At 71.0% G+C, this 13,597-nt stretch carries 15 protein-coding genes; 2 read left to right on the top strand and 13 right to left on the bottom strand.

Annotated features, from left to right (window positions below):
- Positions 1 to 131: 131 nt before the first annotated feature.
- Complete coding sequence (locus AB0C35_RS40780) at positions 132 to 665, top strand: UTRA domain-containing protein (RefSeq protein ID WP_358468152.1); 534 nt, start codon at positions 132 to 134, stop codon at positions 663 to 665.
- Between the two features lie 106 nt (positions 666 to 771).
- Here the strand turns inward: AB0C35_RS40780 and AB0C35_RS40775 are convergent, their stop codons facing one another.
- From AB0C35_RS40775 to AB0C35_RS40765, 3 genes are read right to left on the bottom strand one after another with little or no spacing between them, the layout of a single operon-like run.
- Positions 772 to 2,424 (bottom strand): tryptophan 7-halogenase, encoded by a 1,653-nt coding sequence (locus AB0C35_RS40775; protein ID WP_358468149.1) that lies wholly within the window; start codon positions 2,422 to 2,424, stop codon positions 772 to 774.
- 31 nt (positions 2,425 to 2,455) lie between these two features.
- The gene (locus AB0C35_RS40770; protein ID WP_358468146.1) at positions 2,456 to 3,247 is read right to left on the bottom strand and encodes an SDR family oxidoreductase; all 792 of its coding nucleotides are present in this window, start codon (positions 3,245 to 3,247) and stop codon (positions 2,456 to 2,458) included.
- Between the two features lie 2 nt (positions 3,248 to 3,249).
- Positions 3,250 to 4,200 carry an oxidoreductase gene (locus AB0C35_RS40765; RefSeq protein ID WP_358468144.1) on the bottom strand — a complete coding sequence of 317 codons (951 nt, stop codon included), beginning with the start codon at positions 4,198 to 4,200 and terminating at the stop codon, positions 3,250 to 3,252.
- Between the two features lie 179 nt (positions 4,201 to 4,379).
- Here AB0C35_RS40765 and AB0C35_RS40760 point away from each other — a divergent pair, with 179 nt between their 5' ends.
- The gene (locus AB0C35_RS40760) at positions 4,380 to 4,862 is read left to right on the top strand and encodes an ester cyclase (RefSeq protein ID WP_358468142.1); all 483 of its coding nucleotides are present in this window, start codon (positions 4,380 to 4,382) and stop codon (positions 4,860 to 4,862) included.
- Between the two features lie 16 nt (positions 4,863 to 4,878).
- On the opposite strand, the gene AB0C35_RS40755 is transcribed toward AB0C35_RS40760, so the two are convergent.
- From AB0C35_RS40755 to AB0C35_RS40710, 10 genes are all read right to left on the bottom strand, one after another.
- A complete protein-coding gene (locus AB0C35_RS40755; protein ID WP_358468139.1) occupies positions 4,879 to 5,535 on the bottom strand; it encodes a hemerythrin domain-containing protein in 657 nt (218 codons plus the stop codon).
- Between the two features lie 11 nt (positions 5,536 to 5,546).
- Positions 5,547 to 6,716, bottom strand: a complete 1,170-nt coding sequence (locus AB0C35_RS40750; protein WP_358468137.1) for a hypothetical protein — start codon at positions 6,714 to 6,716, stop codon at positions 5,547 to 5,549.
- On the bottom strand, positions 6,713 to 7,525 hold the full coding sequence (locus AB0C35_RS40745) for a methyltransferase domain-containing protein (protein ID WP_358468155.1): 813 nt from the start codon (positions 7,523 to 7,525) through the stop codon (positions 6,713 to 6,715). Before AB0C35_RS40745 ends, AB0C35_RS40750 begins: the two co-directional genes overlap by 4 nt.
- Positions 7,526 to 7,530: 5 nt before the next feature.
- Positions 7,531 to 9,624: an MMPL family transporter gene (locus AB0C35_RS40740; protein ID WP_358468134.1), complete on the bottom strand. Its 2,094-nt coding sequence runs from the start codon at positions 9,622 to 9,624 to the stop codon at positions 7,531 to 7,533.
- Positions 9,625 to 9,767: 143 nt separating this feature from the next.
- Positions 9,768 to 10,241, bottom strand: a complete 474-nt coding sequence (locus tag AB0C35_RS40735) for a DUF1772 domain-containing protein (protein ID WP_358468131.1) — start codon at positions 10,239 to 10,241, stop codon at positions 9,768 to 9,770.
- The gene (locus AB0C35_RS40730; RefSeq protein WP_358468129.1) at positions 10,241 to 11,425 is read right to left on the bottom strand and encodes an FAD-dependent monooxygenase; all 1,185 of its coding nucleotides are present in this window, start codon (positions 11,423 to 11,425) and stop codon (positions 10,241 to 10,243) included. The genes AB0C35_RS40735 and AB0C35_RS40730 overlap by 1 nt, the downstream gene beginning before the upstream one ends.
- Before the next feature lie 71 nt (positions 11,426 to 11,496).
- The gene (locus AB0C35_RS40725) at positions 11,497 to 11,796 is read right to left on the bottom strand and encodes an antibiotic biosynthesis monooxygenase family protein (protein ID WP_358468126.1); all 300 of its coding nucleotides are present in this window, start codon (positions 11,794 to 11,796) and stop codon (positions 11,497 to 11,499) included.
- Between the two features lie 112 nt (positions 11,797 to 11,908).
- Positions 11,909 to 12,193 carry an antibiotic biosynthesis monooxygenase gene (locus AB0C35_RS40720; RefSeq protein ID WP_358468124.1) on the bottom strand — a complete coding sequence of 95 codons (285 nt, stop codon included), beginning with the start codon at positions 12,191 to 12,193 and terminating at the stop codon, positions 11,909 to 11,911.
- A 77-nt stretch (positions 12,194 to 12,270) separates the two neighbouring features.
- Positions 12,271 to 13,167 carry an AfsR/SARP family transcriptional regulator gene (locus tag AB0C35_RS40715; protein ID WP_358468121.1) on the bottom strand — a complete coding sequence of 299 codons (897 nt, stop codon included), beginning with the start codon at positions 13,165 to 13,167 and terminating at the stop codon, positions 12,271 to 12,273.
- 36 nt (positions 13,168 to 13,203) lie between these two features.
- Positions 13,204 to 13,584 (bottom strand): SchA/CurD-like domain-containing protein, encoded by a 381-nt coding sequence (locus AB0C35_RS40710; protein ID WP_358468118.1) that lies wholly within the window; start codon positions 13,582 to 13,584, stop codon positions 13,204 to 13,206.
- Between the last annotated feature and the right edge of the window lie 13 nt (positions 13,585 to 13,597).

Below are 13,597 nucleotides of genomic sequence, written 5' to 3'. Positions count from 1 at the left end.
ACTCAACGTCACGCTAGAAAGATCCCTGTCTCGCCCTACTTGTGTCACAGAAGACTAGTTCGTCCCCATGTCTCCTCTGAGTCTGACAGAGAGGGAAGGACATTGCGGGTGGGTACAGCTTCCCCGCCGCCATGGGCAACGAACTCTGGACACATCACATCAAGCCGGACGTCCGCAAGGCTCCGATTGATGACGCCCGCCTCGCCCACATGTTGAACGTCCCCGTTGGGGAGACGATCTTGAGGCGTCTGCGTGTAACCGGCCCCGAAGGCGAACCCGCGTTCCAAATCTCCACCACGTGGATACATCCGCGCATCACAACCGAGATCCCCGATGTCGAAGACCCTTATGGCACAGGTCCCGGAGCCTGGATCGATGCCATCGAGGCATCAGGGCACGGTCCGCTGGAGTGGCTTGAACGTCGCCGCGTGCGGATGCCAACCCCCGACGAAGCCAAGCTGTTGCTCATACCCGCCGAACTCCCCGTCTGGGAGATCGTCCGGATCAGCTACAGCGCCAAAGACGAGAACGCCGTAGACGTCACACAGGTCATCATCCCCGGTGACCGCATGGAGGAAGTCTCTCGATTGCGTCGCGACGAATCGGCACAATGGCCTCACCGCTCCGAGGGACCAGACGGACCACGAGTAGCACCCACCCCTTAACGCGGCTGAGCGTGCGCCCGGGTGGGTGGACGCACCGAGGTCTTCCAGGCCCCGGCAGGGAACCGGCCGCTCCCGGAGGGTGGAGCGGCCGGTTCTTTTCGGTGGGTCAGGAGATCTTCTTGCGGCGGATCGCCGCCCTGCCGATGGCCTCAAGGGTGCCGGAGGCCAGCTCTTTCGCGGGGGGCGGGCCGCTCTTGATGGCCCACGTCATGAAGCGGGCGAGGTCCACCGTCGTCGGGTGCAGATCGTGGTTGTCCGGGTCCTTGTAGCCGAACGCCGCCGGCGGGAGGTCCGAATCGAGGACCATGCGCAGGATCTTGTCGGCGGCGTCGTCGGCGCTGACCTCGCCGACCTCGAACTTGGCGACCGTCTCCACCATGGTGTCCCACATGGCCTTGGTCTCCGGCTCGTCCGGCCACCAGAACCCCGTGTTGGGGGCGTCCTCCAGATCCTTGTAGACCTGCTCGTCGCCGCTGAGGTTGTAGCGGAGCTGCGCCCGGGTGAGGCGCATGGCGCCGTAGTTGGAGCTGAAACCCCAGATCCTGAAGATCGCGTCCCACAGCTTGAAATGCGGGAACGCCAGCAGCGAGGTGTCGCACAGTTCGTCGTTGTAGGTCAGCAGGCCCTGCTGGAGGCGCTCGACGTACTCGTAGCGCTCCTCGGAGAAGTCGTCGTCCTTGAGCGAGTCGAGAATGCGCCACGCGACCGCGTCGATGACCTCGACGGTGTTGGACATGCCGCGCGAGAACAGCGGGTCGATGAAGCCGGCGGCGTGCGCCATCATGCACCAGCGGTGCCCGACCGTCTTCTTCGACGAGTACTGCACCCGGCCCGTCGAGACCCATTCGCGGACGTGACGCACACCGCGGAACTGGCGTTTCACGGCCGGGAACTTGTCGACGAACGAGTAGAACTCCTCCTCCGCCGTCATGTCGTCGGGCTTCGGATGCACGCGGGTGTCGAGGACGAGACCGACGCTGCACAGCGGGTTGGTGGACTTCTTGCGGTTATCGAACGGGATGATCCAGAAGAACCCGCGGTCGAACGTGTGGTGCAGCGTGCCCTGGTGCCACGGCAGCGGCGGCCGCTGCTCCTTCGGCCAGTCCACCATGTGGTCGAACGCCGGGACGTCCACCATGTGGGTGAACAGCGACCGCGTGCTCGTCTTGAACCGGCAGGGGTCGTCGCGCAGGTCGAGCTTGTCGGCGACCGGGGAGCGGAAACCGCTGCCGTCCACCAGGTAGCGCGCGCGGATGACCTCGCCGTTCTGCCCGGTGACGGTCACGGCGTCGTCGGCGAAGTCGATGTCGGCCACCCGCCAGTTCTGGCGGGGAACGCAGCCGTACTTGATCGCGACGTGGAACATGTAGGAGTCGCTGTCCTGCCGGAAGATGTGCGTGGCCTTGTAGAGGGCCTTCGGAACGCCGGCCAGGATCGTCTCGTTCGGGTCGGGCTCCTCGCCCGGACGGTGCGACACGAACGCGAAGTGCCGCTTCAGGCCGAACGTCGTGCCGATCTTCTTGTCGACCTCGTTGATGCTCTCCAGCGTCGTGATCTCGGGCACGCCGTAGCGGGCGGCGAGCATCTGCAGCCGGACGAGGAAATGCGGGATCGTCGACTCGCCCACGGCGAACCGCGGATGCGTCACGCCGTCGACCAGGACGACGTTCGCTCCGTTCCTCGCCAGGATGGCGCCGAGCATGGAACCCGACATCCCCGATCCGATGATCAAGACGTCGCAGTCGGTTTGCTTGCCCATCTGCCCTCGCTTCTGTCGGTGCGGGCGGACTTCACACCAGCGCGGTCCCGCCGTCCACGAGGAGGTAGGCGCCGGTCATGTACTCGGCGGAGTCGGCCGCCAGGAAAGCGATCACCTCGGCGACGTCCTCGGGTACGCCGTTGCGCCGGATCGCGGCGCGCTGCGCGTTGGCGCGCAGGGCGGGTTCGGGGAGACCGTCGGCGACGCGGGTGAGGATGAGGCCCGGCGCCACCCCGTTGACGCGGACGCCGTACTGGCCGACCTCCTGCGCCAGCGACTTGACCGCCGCCTCCACGGCCGCCTTCGCCATGGACAGCCCGAGGAACCCGGGCGCGGGGGTGCGTGAGAGCGCGGCGCCGACGGCGACGACGGAGCCCCGCCCGCGCTCCACCATCGCGGGCAGCACCGCGGCGACCGGGTTCAGCATCGCGTGCATCTGCCGCCGCACCGTCCGGTCGACGACGTCGATCGGGGTGCCGGTGAAGGGCGCGAAGCCGACGTCCTCGGCGTAGAGCCCGGTCGCGTTCGTCACCAGGACGTCGATGGGCCCGAGTTCGTTCCGGGTCCGCTCGACCATCGCCCTGACCTGGTCGTCGTCGGTCACGTCGGCCTGGACGGCCAAGGCCCGGCCTCCCGCCGCCCTGATCGACTCGACCATCTCCTTGGCCGGCGTCTCACCCCGCAGGTAGTTCACCGTGACCGCCGCGCCGCGGGAGGCGAGCATCCAGGCGGTCGCGGCGCCGATGCCGCTGCTCGCCCCGGTCACCAGCGCGACCTTGCCGTGGAAGGACGGCGCCTGCGGCTTCACCGGAAGCATGTCCATGGTCACGATCCCTTCGTCTCAGGGACGCCCGACGCGTCGTAGGAGACCCCGGTGAGCTTCTCCGAGACCCGCCACAGCCGCCGGCCGAGATCGGGGTCCTCGGCCCGCTCGGGCGTCTTGACCCTGCCGACGGGGCCGCGGATCTGGACGCGTCCCTGCGGGGCGTAGCTCTCGCCGGGGACGACCCCGGGCGCGCAGGCCGCGTACAGCGACGGCCACGCGCCCTGCTCGGTCGGCTTGGCGACCAGCGCCGTGGTGAACCGGTACCAGAACTCCTGGATCCGGTTGTTCGCCATCCGGGGACCGACGTACAGGACGTCGGTCGCCGCGTAACCGGGGTGAGCCGCGACTCCGGCGAGCCCCCGGCCGGCGTACCGGCGCGACAATTCCTTGGCGAACACGAGGTTGGCCATCTTGGCCTGCGTGTAGGCGGCGGACTTGTTGTACTTCCGCTCGCCCTGCAGATTGTCGAAGTCGATCTTGCCCCAGTAGTTGACGCCGAAGGTGGTGAGGCTCACCACCCGGCCGCCGGGACGCGCCAGCAGTACCGGGAGCAGCAGTCCGGTCAGTGCGAAGTGCCCGAGATAGTTCGTGGCGAACTGCAACTCGAAACCGTCCGGCGTGAGCGTGAACGGGGTGGCCATCACGCCGGCGTTGTTGATGAGAATGTCGAGACAGGGCCGGTCGGCGGTGTATCCGGCGGCGAACTCGCGCACCGATTCCAGGTTCGCCACGTCCAGCGTCCGGTGTTCGGCGGCCGCGCCCGGGACCAGGCGTCTCAATTCCGCCAGCGCCCGCTCCGCGCGTCCCCGGTCGCGGCAGGCCAGCGTGACCTCCGCGCCGTGCCGGGCCAGTTCAAGTGCGGTGTGAAAGCCCAGGCCGGCGTTCGCTCCGGTCACCACCGCCGTCCGGCCGGAAAGGTCGGGCAACTCGTCCGGTGTCCACTTCGGCATCGTCGATCCTCTCCGGGCCCGCCGCTGCGCCCACGGGCCACCCGGCCAGTGTGACGGGTGCCGATAAAACGGCGGCTAAGCCCCGGAAAGGCGATGCCTCCCATCTTGACAGTACAATTACGGCTGGTTAGCCTCAGAATTGATTGACGCGAATCCACGTCCCGGAAGGTGTTTTCAGCATGCCCGAAAAAAGCCAGCAGGAAAGGAATAAGGAAATCCTTGTCCGCTCGCTGGACATTCTCCGTGGAAAGGCCGACCCGGAGATGGCGAAGAGCCTTTACACGGCGGACTACGACGACCACAGCGGCGCCCCGCAGCGCGGCCCCGACCGGGTCCTGGCGGTGGGCGAGGCGGCGCGCACGGCCTTCCCCGACCTCGACTACGACATCGAGGAGATCATCGCCGAGGGCGACATCGTCGCCTGGCGGATGGTGATGAAGGGGACGCACGAGGGCCCGCTGCCCGGGTCCGGGCTGCCCGGCACCGGCAAGCGGGTCAACGTCCGGCAGCAGCACATGGTCCGCTTCGAGGGCGAGCGGATCGCCGAGCACTGGGCGATCCGCGACGACCTCGGGATGATGCAGCAGCTCGGCGTCATCCCCGCCCCCGGCGGCCCGCCACCGGGCGGGCCGGGCGGGCCGAAGCCGCCGGGATCGAGGTAGCGGCAGGAGGCGGCGGTCACCGGCCGCCGCCTTCCAGCCAGCGCGGCCGGCGCGCGTAGCGGGGCAGCCACACCTTCGCGTAGAGCAGCCGCACCGGCGGCGGGACGCGGCGCAGCACGGCGGCGCGGTCGGCGGGCAGCGCGTCGCCGAGCAGCCACGGGAAGAACTCCGGCGCCGACTTCAGCGCCGCGAGCCCGTTGCCCCGCATGTCGGCCAGGCACTTCTCCCACGCGGCCGCCGGCATCGCCGCCCGCACCAGCGGCAGCGCGTCCCGCTCCTCGTGGTCGAGGTGCCCTCCGACCTCGTCGGCGAACGCGTGCGCGGCCTTCGCGAGCGCGTCGCCGTCCCCGCCGGACGGCCTGGCGAGCGCGGCGTCCACATCGGCGATCAGCGGGTCGATGCGGGCGTGCTCGTCCTCCATCGCGGCCAGCACCGCCAGGTCGTCGGGACGGTTCCGCAGCCCGGCGCGCATCCGCGGCCACATGTGCCGGTCCTCGCCGTCGTGGTGGCTGCCCAGCATGGCCTTCAGCGTGCCCCAGCCGAGGAGCACCGCCTCGTGGCCGCGCGCGTCGCCGGGCCGCAGCCGCCCGGCCGCGCGGGCCAGGTGGTCCAGGTCGCGCCGGAGGGCGTTGTGCGTGGCCTGCATCAGGGCCATGTCGTAGTCGGCGGGCATTTCGGTCCCCCTCAGTACTGGCAGTTGGTGATCAGCGTGTGCGCCGCGGCCAGATAGCGGTCGTCCGGATTGAGCGCGTGCTCGCGCAGGCACGCCTCCGTGAGCTTGATGGCGTGCTCCTCGCCGAGGTCGACCGCGTCGGCGGCCAGCGAGCGGCCCGGCGGAGGCCGGTACCCCTCGGCCGCCGCCGGCCCCACGCCCGGCATCGCGGGGACGGCCTTCCACACGGCGGTGGCCACGGAGGCGACGGCGCGGTAGGAGCTCAACGCGAGATCGTCCGGCAGGATCGGCAGCACCAGCCGCAGTGCGGCGGGCGCCGTGATCGCGTGCACCTGCGGGACGGGCGGGTGCGGCGCGAGCCGGGCGTAGGTTCCGGCGTGCAGGGCGGTGAGTTCGCTGAGCGCGGCCGGGACCTCCGCCGCCGTGGTCACCTCGGGTCCCTCGGCCCGCAGCTTCCGCGGCACCGGCGTGTGCCGCGCCGCCCAGTACGCCATCCCGCGCGCGAGCTCGTTGAGCTGCAGTTCGCTCGGCTCCGGGACGGTGCTCAGCGTCCGGACCGCGTGCGCGGTTCGGATCAGGCCGTGGGTGAACGCCGACAGCGCCCCCTCCATCAGCGACGGCCACCAGCTCACCAGCACCTCGCGCCACGGCCGCTCGCTGAGCCGCCACTCGAAGTACTGGACCCAGTCGGCGACCCTGCGGTAGTCGCCGAGCGCCACCCGGCGCGCCTCCACCGGATCCTCCGGCAGGAGCCCGCCCGCCGCGGGCGGCACGTGATGGCCGCGCCGCCGGCTGTTGGTCTCGATCCAGCGCGGGATGACATCGTGGCAGCCGAGGACGGCCAGCGTCTCGGCGACCATGGGCGCGTGGACGGCGAAGTCCGGGCCGAACTCGAACCCCGTCTCCCAGAGCCGGTCGAGCGCGTCGTCGACGGAGTCGGCATACCGCTCCGCGCCGGGGTGAACAAGGCCCTCCGCGCCGGAGTGGACGGAGTGCTCCGCGCCGGATTGAGCAGAACGCTCCGCGCCGGACCCGGCAGGGCGCCCCGCGCTGGAACCGGTCGAGTGTTCTGCGCTGGGGTCGGCAGGGCGTTCCTTGCCGGGGTCGGCGGGGCGGCCTTTGCCGGAGTCGGCAGGAGGCTCCGCGTCGGCGTCGGTGCAGCGTTCGATGCCGGACCTCAATCTGATCTCCTCCCCTCGGCAAGGACCATCGCGCCGTACATCTGGAAGCCGCCCTGGGTGTCGCGCAGGGCGGCCTCCTCGCGCATGGACCGCGCGCGGTCCGCCGGGACGACGCCGAGTTCCCCGGCGCGGCGGAGCGCGTCCATCAGGCCGGTGAGCCCGTCGGCCTCCGCCACGGTGCGCAGGGCCACGGGCATGACGGTGACGCGGACGTCCCGCAGCCCGACCGCGCCCAGCAGGCCGTGCAGCCGCCGGCCGATCCAGGGGTTGCGGATGTTGTTGAACCACCAGGTGAGGACGGTGCGCGCCGCCTCCCTGTCGGTCAGGTCGGGGGCCCACATGCCGTGGTCGGGGTCGGCGATGAGGACGCGCCCGCCCGGCTTGACGACGCGCAGCATCTCCCGGACGGCGCCCGCCGGGTCGTCCAGGTGCTGGACCATCCGCTCCGACCGGACGGCGTCGAAATCGCCGTCGGGGAACGGCAGCGAGTACGCGTCGGCGACGTGGAACAGGGCGTCCACGCCGGCCACCCGGCTCCGGCGGACGGCGCCGGCGACGGCCTCCTCCTGCACGTCGACGCCGACGGCCACGCCGTTCGGGGCGACGCGCCGGGCGATCTCCAGGACGTCGGTCCCGTTGCCGCATCCGATGTCCAGCACCCGGTCGCCCGGCCCGCACGCGAGCCGGCGCAGGATCGCGGCCTTGACGGCCTCCAGTGAGCCGGCCGCCTCGTCCAGGTACTCCTCGGCCGGGCGGCCGAGCAGCGTCGTGGTGTTGCCCGGCTCACCGCCGTTGTTCGCGTCGGTCATGGTCGTCAAGCCCCCTTCTCCGGCTGGAGCTCGCGCTCCGGTACCGGTCCCGGCGCGCTTCGCCGGGCCAGGCCGCTCGGCCACCAGACGCGGTCACCGATGTCGTAGGTGAGCGCGGGAACCAGCAGCGAGCGGACGATCAAGGTGTCGATCAGCACCCCGAACGCGATCACGAATCCCTGCTCGGCGAAGCCGACGACGGGCAGGGTCACCAGGACGCTGAACGTGGCCGCCAGCACGATGCCGGCCGAGGTGATCACACCGCCGGTGCTGGTCAGGGCCTTGAGGGTGCCTTCGCGCGTGCCGTGCGTCCGGGTCTCCTCGCGGACGCGGCTGGTGAGGAAGATGTTGTAGTCGACCCCGAGCGCCACGAGGAACACGAAACAGAGCAGCGGCAGTTGCGCGTCCTGGCCGGTCCAGTCGAAGCCGTACTCGAACACGAGCGTCGAGATGCCCAGCGTCGCGCCGAACGACAGCGCCACCGTGAGGATCAGCAGGACCGACAGCGTGACCGCGCGCAGCAGGCAGAACAGCACCAGGAGGATGACCACCAGGACGAGCGGGATCACCAGCCACGCGTCCCGCACGTTGGTGTTGAGCTGGTCGAGCCCGATCGCGGCGGGCCCGCCGACCTGCGCGTCGGCGCCCGCGACCGCGTGCACCCGGTCCCGGAGCGTCTCGACGGCGTGCCGTTCCTTGTCGGTGCCCGGCTCGGCCTTCAGAGTGACGACCATCTGCACCTTCCCGTCGACGCGTCCGACCTCCTCGGCCGTGCCGGCGCCGGCGGCGAGCGCCGCCGCCTTCACCTCCTCGGCCCGGTCCGCGTTGGCGATCAGCGTCGCGGGGTTGCTGTTCCCGGCGGGGAAGTGCGCCGAGACGAGGCTCTCGCCGCGCTCGGACTCGGAGGTCGTGGTGAACATCGTCTGCTGCGGGACGTTGAAGGCGAGCAGCCCCAGGATCCCCGCCGCAAGCGCGAGGGAGGTCAGCGTCCAGACGCGGCGCGGACGGGCCGAGACGAGGGCGGCGGTGCGGGTCCAAATGCCGAGGACGCGCTTGGTGTCGCCGAGGTGCGGGACCTTGGGCCAGAACACCCAGCGGCCCAGGATGACCAGCAGCGCGGGAAGCAGCGTCAGCATGGCGAGCACGGCGGAGACGACCGCGATGATCCCGACGGGCGCGAGCGCGAGGGTGGCGTTCAGGTCGGCGACCCCGAGGCACAGCAGCCCGAGGCCGACGGTCCCGCCGGAGGCGATGATCGTGCCGGAGGAGCGGCGCAGCGTCTCGGCCATCGCCTCGTGCCGATCCTCGTGGCGGCCGAGTTCCTCCCGGTATCGGGCGATCAGCAGCAGGGCGTAGTCGGTGCCCGCGCCGTAGATGAGGATGCTCAGCACACCCGTCGACATCGAGTTGATGACCAGGTCGGTGTTCTTGATCAGGCCGTAGATGAACGCGCTGCCGAGCTGGTTGGCGACCCCGACCGACACCAGCGGCACCAGGAACAGGAACGGGCTGCGGTAGATGACCAGCAGCAGGACGGCGACGACGATGACCGGGATGACGACGAGCGTGAACTCCATGTCCCGGAAGATCAGGAACTGGTCGGCGTCGCGTCCGGCGGGTCCGGTCACCTTGATCTCGAGTCCGGCGGCCGGCTCGCCGAGCTGCGCGCGCATCGCGTCGACCGAGTCGAGGATGTAGGCGCCCTCCTGCTTGTTCTCCGGCGCCACGAGCGGGATCTGGTAGAACAGCGCCTCACCGTCGCGGGCCGTGGCGGGCTGCTCCGGCTTGACCTCCGGGGTGTACTTCCGCATCAGCGCCTGCTGGTCGGCGGCGGCGCGCTGCCGGTCCGCGTCGGTCAGCCCGCCGTCCCGCTGGTACACGATGATGGCGGGGTTGACCCTGCCCTGCGGGAACTTCTGCTGGGCTTCGAGGACGGCGGTGGACTCGGCGCTCTTGGGCAGGTAGCCGAGCCGGTCGTTGTTGACGGCGTCGAACAGCTGCCCGGCGAACGGCGCCGCGGCCATCAGGATGATGATCCAGGCCACCAGCACGAGCCACTTGGCCCGCCGGCCCGCTGGAAACGCTAGATATCGAGACATCCAGACCTCCGAAGACGACGTCGAGGCGAGATCATATACATGGCTATTATTGTCATGACTATCATCGGATGGGAAGGGCCCGGGGCACGGAAACGAGACCCGGGAAGGCGCCGCCCCCGTCCCGGCCCGGGCTCAGTGCCCGCTCAGCTCCAGACCAGCGCCGCGCCGAGGATGGCGGCGCCGAATCCGGCCAGCGCGAAGAGCGTCCGCACGCGGTTGGCGGCCGCCCACCTCGCCCGCAGGCCCTGCCAGCCGTCCGGCGGGGCCTCGGCGTCCCAGCGGTCGACGACACGGTTGAACCGGACGTTCCACCGCTCCGACACCACCGCGACCCCGACGATGCACAGCCCCGCGAGCGCGATCGCGACCCGCGGCCACAGCCCGCCGGCCACGATCACCAGCAGCACGCAGACCGCCAGCGCCACCTTGTTCACCCTCGGCATCAGCGGGTCGAACCGCCGGTCCAGCAGCCGGTGCACCTGCACGTAGCGCTCACCCGGCAGCGCGCCCACCGCCGGGACGATCGCCACCTCCACCGCGAACAGCACCCCGGCCAGCGTCCCCGACAGCAGCAGGAACACCGCGAGGAGCACGTTGAGGAGCACGCCGGCGGTCATCAGAACCGCACGTCCATCATCTGCTGGTAGCTCTGCTTGCGGCCCACCCTGTCGAAGAAGGCGCGCATGAACAGGTCACGGCCCGCGCACACCGGACGGCTGCGCCAGTGCCCCATCGCGCCGATCGTCCAGGCGGTCTGCACCATGCCGGCCACCCGCTCATGGCGCAGTTCCTCGTAGGCGGCCACCGCGGCGGGCACGTCGTCGTGCTCGGACAGCATCCGCACCAGGCCGACCGCGTCCTCGATGGCCTGCCCGGCGCCCTGGCTCAGGTTCAGCGTCATCGGGTGCGCGGCGTCGCCCACCAGCACCACCCGGCCGCGCCCCCACCCGCCGCAGCGGTCCGGCGGGCGGTCGAAGATGCCGATCGGGAGGATCGCCTCCTCCGTCGTGGACGCGATGATGCCGGGGACGGGGTCCGGCCAGTCGCGGTACGCCTCCATCATCACCTCGCGGCGGCTCTTCGCCAGCATGTCGAACGAGGCGCCGGCGCTGTCGGCGGTGATGGCGTCCCAGTACACCTCGTCCTCGTTCAGCCGCATGTACAGGAAGCGCAGCCCGCCCCGGCCCCAGAGGTTGAAGAACGTCCCGGTCGGCACGACGTCCTCGCCCGGCAGCCGGGTGATCGCCTGCCAGGCCGTGTAACCGGCGTACCGCAGCGGCAGATCGTGCCCCTTGCGGAGGTCGTCGCGGACGGTGGAGCGGACGCCGTCCGCGCCGATCAGCACGTCGGCGCGCAGTTCGGCGCCGTCGTCAAGGCGCACCGTGACGCCGTCGCCGTCCTGGGTGAACCCGGCGCAGCGGGTCCCCAGCCGGACGCAGTCGCCCGCCGCCTCCATCAGCACCGTGTTGAGGGCCGACCGCCGCAGCCCGAGGGCGGGCGCGCCGTGGCGCTCGGCCTCGGACGCGACGTCCCAGCGGGCGAGCCGCCGGTTCCGGTCGGAGCGGAACTCGTGGTGGACGATCTCGACCCCGGCCTCGGCGACCGGCTCGTCGAGCTTCAGCTCGCGCAGGGCGAGCAGCGCGTTGTGCCAGAGCATGAACCCGCCGCCGGTCAGCAGCCGGTCCGGGGTCGAGCGGCGTTCCAGGACGACGGTGTCGATGCCCGCCCGGCGCAGCGCGATCGCGGTCGTCAGACCGCCGATCCCCGCGCCGGCGACGATCGCGTTCCGCACGGCGGCCATGCCGGTCCCTCCCTGTTCGGTGTCGGGTGTCGGGTGTCAGGTGAGCCTGTGGTGACCCTGGCGGCCCCTGGTCACAGGTTGTCGAGCCGCGCGCGGACCTCGTAGATGCGCCGCTCCACGCCGCCGTCGCCCCAGTACGGGAGCATCGGCGCCGCCATCTGCAGGTGCTCGGGGGCGTCCTCCCAGGCCCGGAACTTCTCCTCGCTCTCCCACTCCGCGAGCAGGATGTAGCTGTCGCCGTCGCGGAGCAGCTCGTCGTCGAGATGGCCCGGCGTGCCGCGCACGGTCGCGGTCACCGTGCGGTACGCCTCCTCGAACTTCTCCCTGTCCTCCGCACGCGGGGTCGCTCTGACCAGGACCCGTACGGTCATCGCCGTCGCCTTCCTCTCCGGTCGCAATGCCTGTCCTGCCGCAATGCCTGTCCTGCTGCAATGCCTGTCTCGCCGCAATGATTCGCCGGGCCGCCCAGCCGCCCGGTCACGCTCAGGCGCGGGCGATGATCTCCAGTACCTGCTTGCTCGCCGACTCGCGGAGCGGCTCGAACGCGGCGGACATCGCCTGCCGCCCCGCGCTCCGCTCGAACGCCCGCAGGGCGTCGCGGCTCTCCCAGTCGCCGGTGATGACGTACAGCCGGCGCTGCTCGGCGTCGCACATCATGGCCTGGCCGAGGCTGCCCTGGACGGGGGCGGCCATCGCGTTTCTCCAGACCTCCTCGAAAGTGCTCTCGCAGCCTTCGCGCACCATCATCGTGAGCACGGCGCGGATCATGGTTCTCCCTTCTCCGGCGGGACAACGCCGTCGAAACGACCCGTGTAATTCGGTTGGCGGAGAATCGGCGTCCCAGGTCATCGGTCCCACGCGCCCCACTGGGGCAGGGCGCGCCCGTCCGCGGCGAGGATCGCCTGATGCAGCGACTGCAGATCGGGGCCGGGCTCGACGCCGAGTTCGGTGACGAAGTCGCGGCGAAGCTCGCGGAACACCTGCAGCGCGTCCCCGCGCCGTCCCGCCTCGCTCAGCGCGACCATCAGCTGGTAGTGGATCCGCTCGCGAAGCGGATGGTCCGCCGCGAGGGCGCGCAGCTCGGAGACGACGTCGGCGTTCCCGCCGAGCCGGGTCTCCAGTTCCAGACGCCGCTCGAGCGCGGTGACGCGGGACTCGTCCAGCCGGGCCGCGACCCCCTCCAGCAGCGGGGACGACCGGACGTCGGCCAGGGCCGGACCCCGCCACAGGGCGGTGGCGCTCCGGTAGTGCCGCAGCGCGTCCGCGAGCTCACCGGCCTCCCGGGCGGCCCGCCCGAGATCGCACAGCCGCCGGAACCGGGACAGGTCGAGGTCGGCGTCGCCGATCTCCAGCCGGTAGCCCGGCGCCCGCGTCACGATCGCGGGACGCACGCCGGGGCCGGCGCCCAGGCCCGCCAGGACCTGGCGCAGCTGCGTCATGTAGACGCGCAGCGCCTTGAGCGCCGTCCGCGGCGGGCGGTCGCCCCACAGCTCGGCGATGAGCGCGTCCGTCGAGACGACGGTGTCGCGGCGGGCCAGCAGGATCGCCAGCAGCACCCTCGGCTTGTGCGCGCGCGGCGTCCGGACGCGCGGCCCTTCGTAGATCTCCAGCGGGCCCAGCACCACGAACCGCGGCCCCGCCTGGATCAGCGGGGCTCGCGCCGGCGCGACCGCGTCCGCGCCCACACCGGCGTCCGCGGGGGAGACGGCGGGTGGTTCGGTGATGGCGGTTGAGGTTCTCATCGTTTCCGCCCCCTGATTCGCCGGTGCCCGCCCGGCTCAGTGCCCGGCCGGATGGGTCTCGACGGACAGCTCCGAGACGCAGCGCATCAGGGCGTTGCGGAAGTTCTCCTGGAACTCCTCGGGCGAGGACGCCGCCTTCCGGTCCGTGAGGTACGGCGCCAGCTTCTCCTCCAGGTTGTGGACGCCCTGCTGGCGCGCCATGTGCTTGGCGATCGCGATGAAGTCGCCCTCGTAATGGATGATGCGCACCATGAACTCGTCCTTGACGAAGACCGCCGTGCCGAGCAGCCGGCCGACGTCCTCGCCCTTGTCATCGCGCATGTCCGGGGTGTCCACCCGCTGGAAACCCTCGAAGATCTCCGCCAGGGCGTCCTCGCTGCCCACCTTGACCCGGTAGCGGATCGCTGCGTACGGCATCGGAACCTCCAGT

Source organism: Spirillospora sp. NPDC048819, assembly GCF_040650055.1.
Lineage (GTDB): Bacteria > Actinomycetota > Actinomycetes > Streptosporangiales > Streptosporangiaceae > Spirillospora.
The sequence above is the reverse complement of the archived record's forward strand: the minus strand, read 5'-3'. Positions and strand labels throughout refer to the sequence as shown.

What these genes read in the sequence shown, in the direction of transcription:
- AB0C35_RS40725 (WP_358468126.1), bottom strand. Translation starts at nt 11,796, where the DNA reads ATGACCGTACGGGTCCTGGTCAGAGCGACCCCGCGTGCGGAGGACAGG.
- AB0C35_RS40780 (WP_358468152.1), top strand. Translation starts at nt 132, where the DNA reads ATGGGCAACGAACTCTGGACACATCACATCAAGCCGGACGTCCGCAAG.
- AB0C35_RS40735 (WP_358468131.1), bottom strand. Translation starts at nt 10,241, where the DNA reads ATGACCGCCGGCGTGCTCCTCAACGTGCTCCTCGCGGTGTTCCTGCTG.
- AB0C35_RS40710 (WP_358468118.1), bottom strand. Translation starts at nt 13,584, where the DNA reads ATGCCGTACGCAGCGATCCGCTACCGGGTCAAGGTGGGCAGCGAGGAC.
- AB0C35_RS40740 (WP_358468134.1), bottom strand. Translation starts at nt 9,624, where the DNA reads ATGTCTCGATATCTAGCGTTTCCAGCGGGCCGGCGGGCCAAGTGGCTC.
- AB0C35_RS40745 (WP_358468155.1), bottom strand. Translation starts at nt 7,525, where the DNA reads ATGACCGACGCGAACAACGGCGGTGAGCCGGGCAACACCACGACGCTG.
- AB0C35_RS40765 (WP_358468144.1), bottom strand. Translation starts at nt 4,200, where the DNA reads ATGCCGAAGTGGACACCGGACGAGTTGCCCGACCTTTCCGGCCGGACG.
- AB0C35_RS40770 (WP_358468146.1), bottom strand. Translation starts at nt 3,247, where the DNA reads ATGGACATGCTTCCGGTGAAGCCGCAGGCGCCGTCCTTCCACGGCAAG.
- AB0C35_RS40760 (WP_358468142.1), top strand. Translation starts at nt 4,380, where the DNA reads ATGCCCGAAAAAAGCCAGCAGGAAAGGAATAAGGAAATCCTTGTCCGC.
- AB0C35_RS40755 (WP_358468139.1), bottom strand. Translation starts at nt 5,535, where the DNA reads ATGCCCGCCGACTACGACATGGCCCTGATGCAGGCCACGCACAACGCC.
- AB0C35_RS40775 (WP_358468149.1), bottom strand. Translation starts at nt 2,424, where the DNA reads ATGGGCAAGCAAACCGACTGCGACGTCTTGATCATCGGATCGGGGATG.
- AB0C35_RS40730 (WP_358468129.1), bottom strand. Translation starts at nt 11,425, where the DNA reads ATGGCCGCCGTGCGGAACGCGATCGTCGCCGGCGCGGGGATCGGCGGT.
- AB0C35_RS40720 (WP_358468124.1), bottom strand. Translation starts at nt 12,193, where the DNA reads ATGATCCGCGCCGTGCTCACGATGATGGTGCGCGAAGGCTGCGAGAGC.
- AB0C35_RS40715 (WP_358468121.1), bottom strand. Translation starts at nt 13,167, where the DNA reads ATGAGAACCTCAACCGCCATCACCGAACCACCCGCCGTCTCCCCCGCG.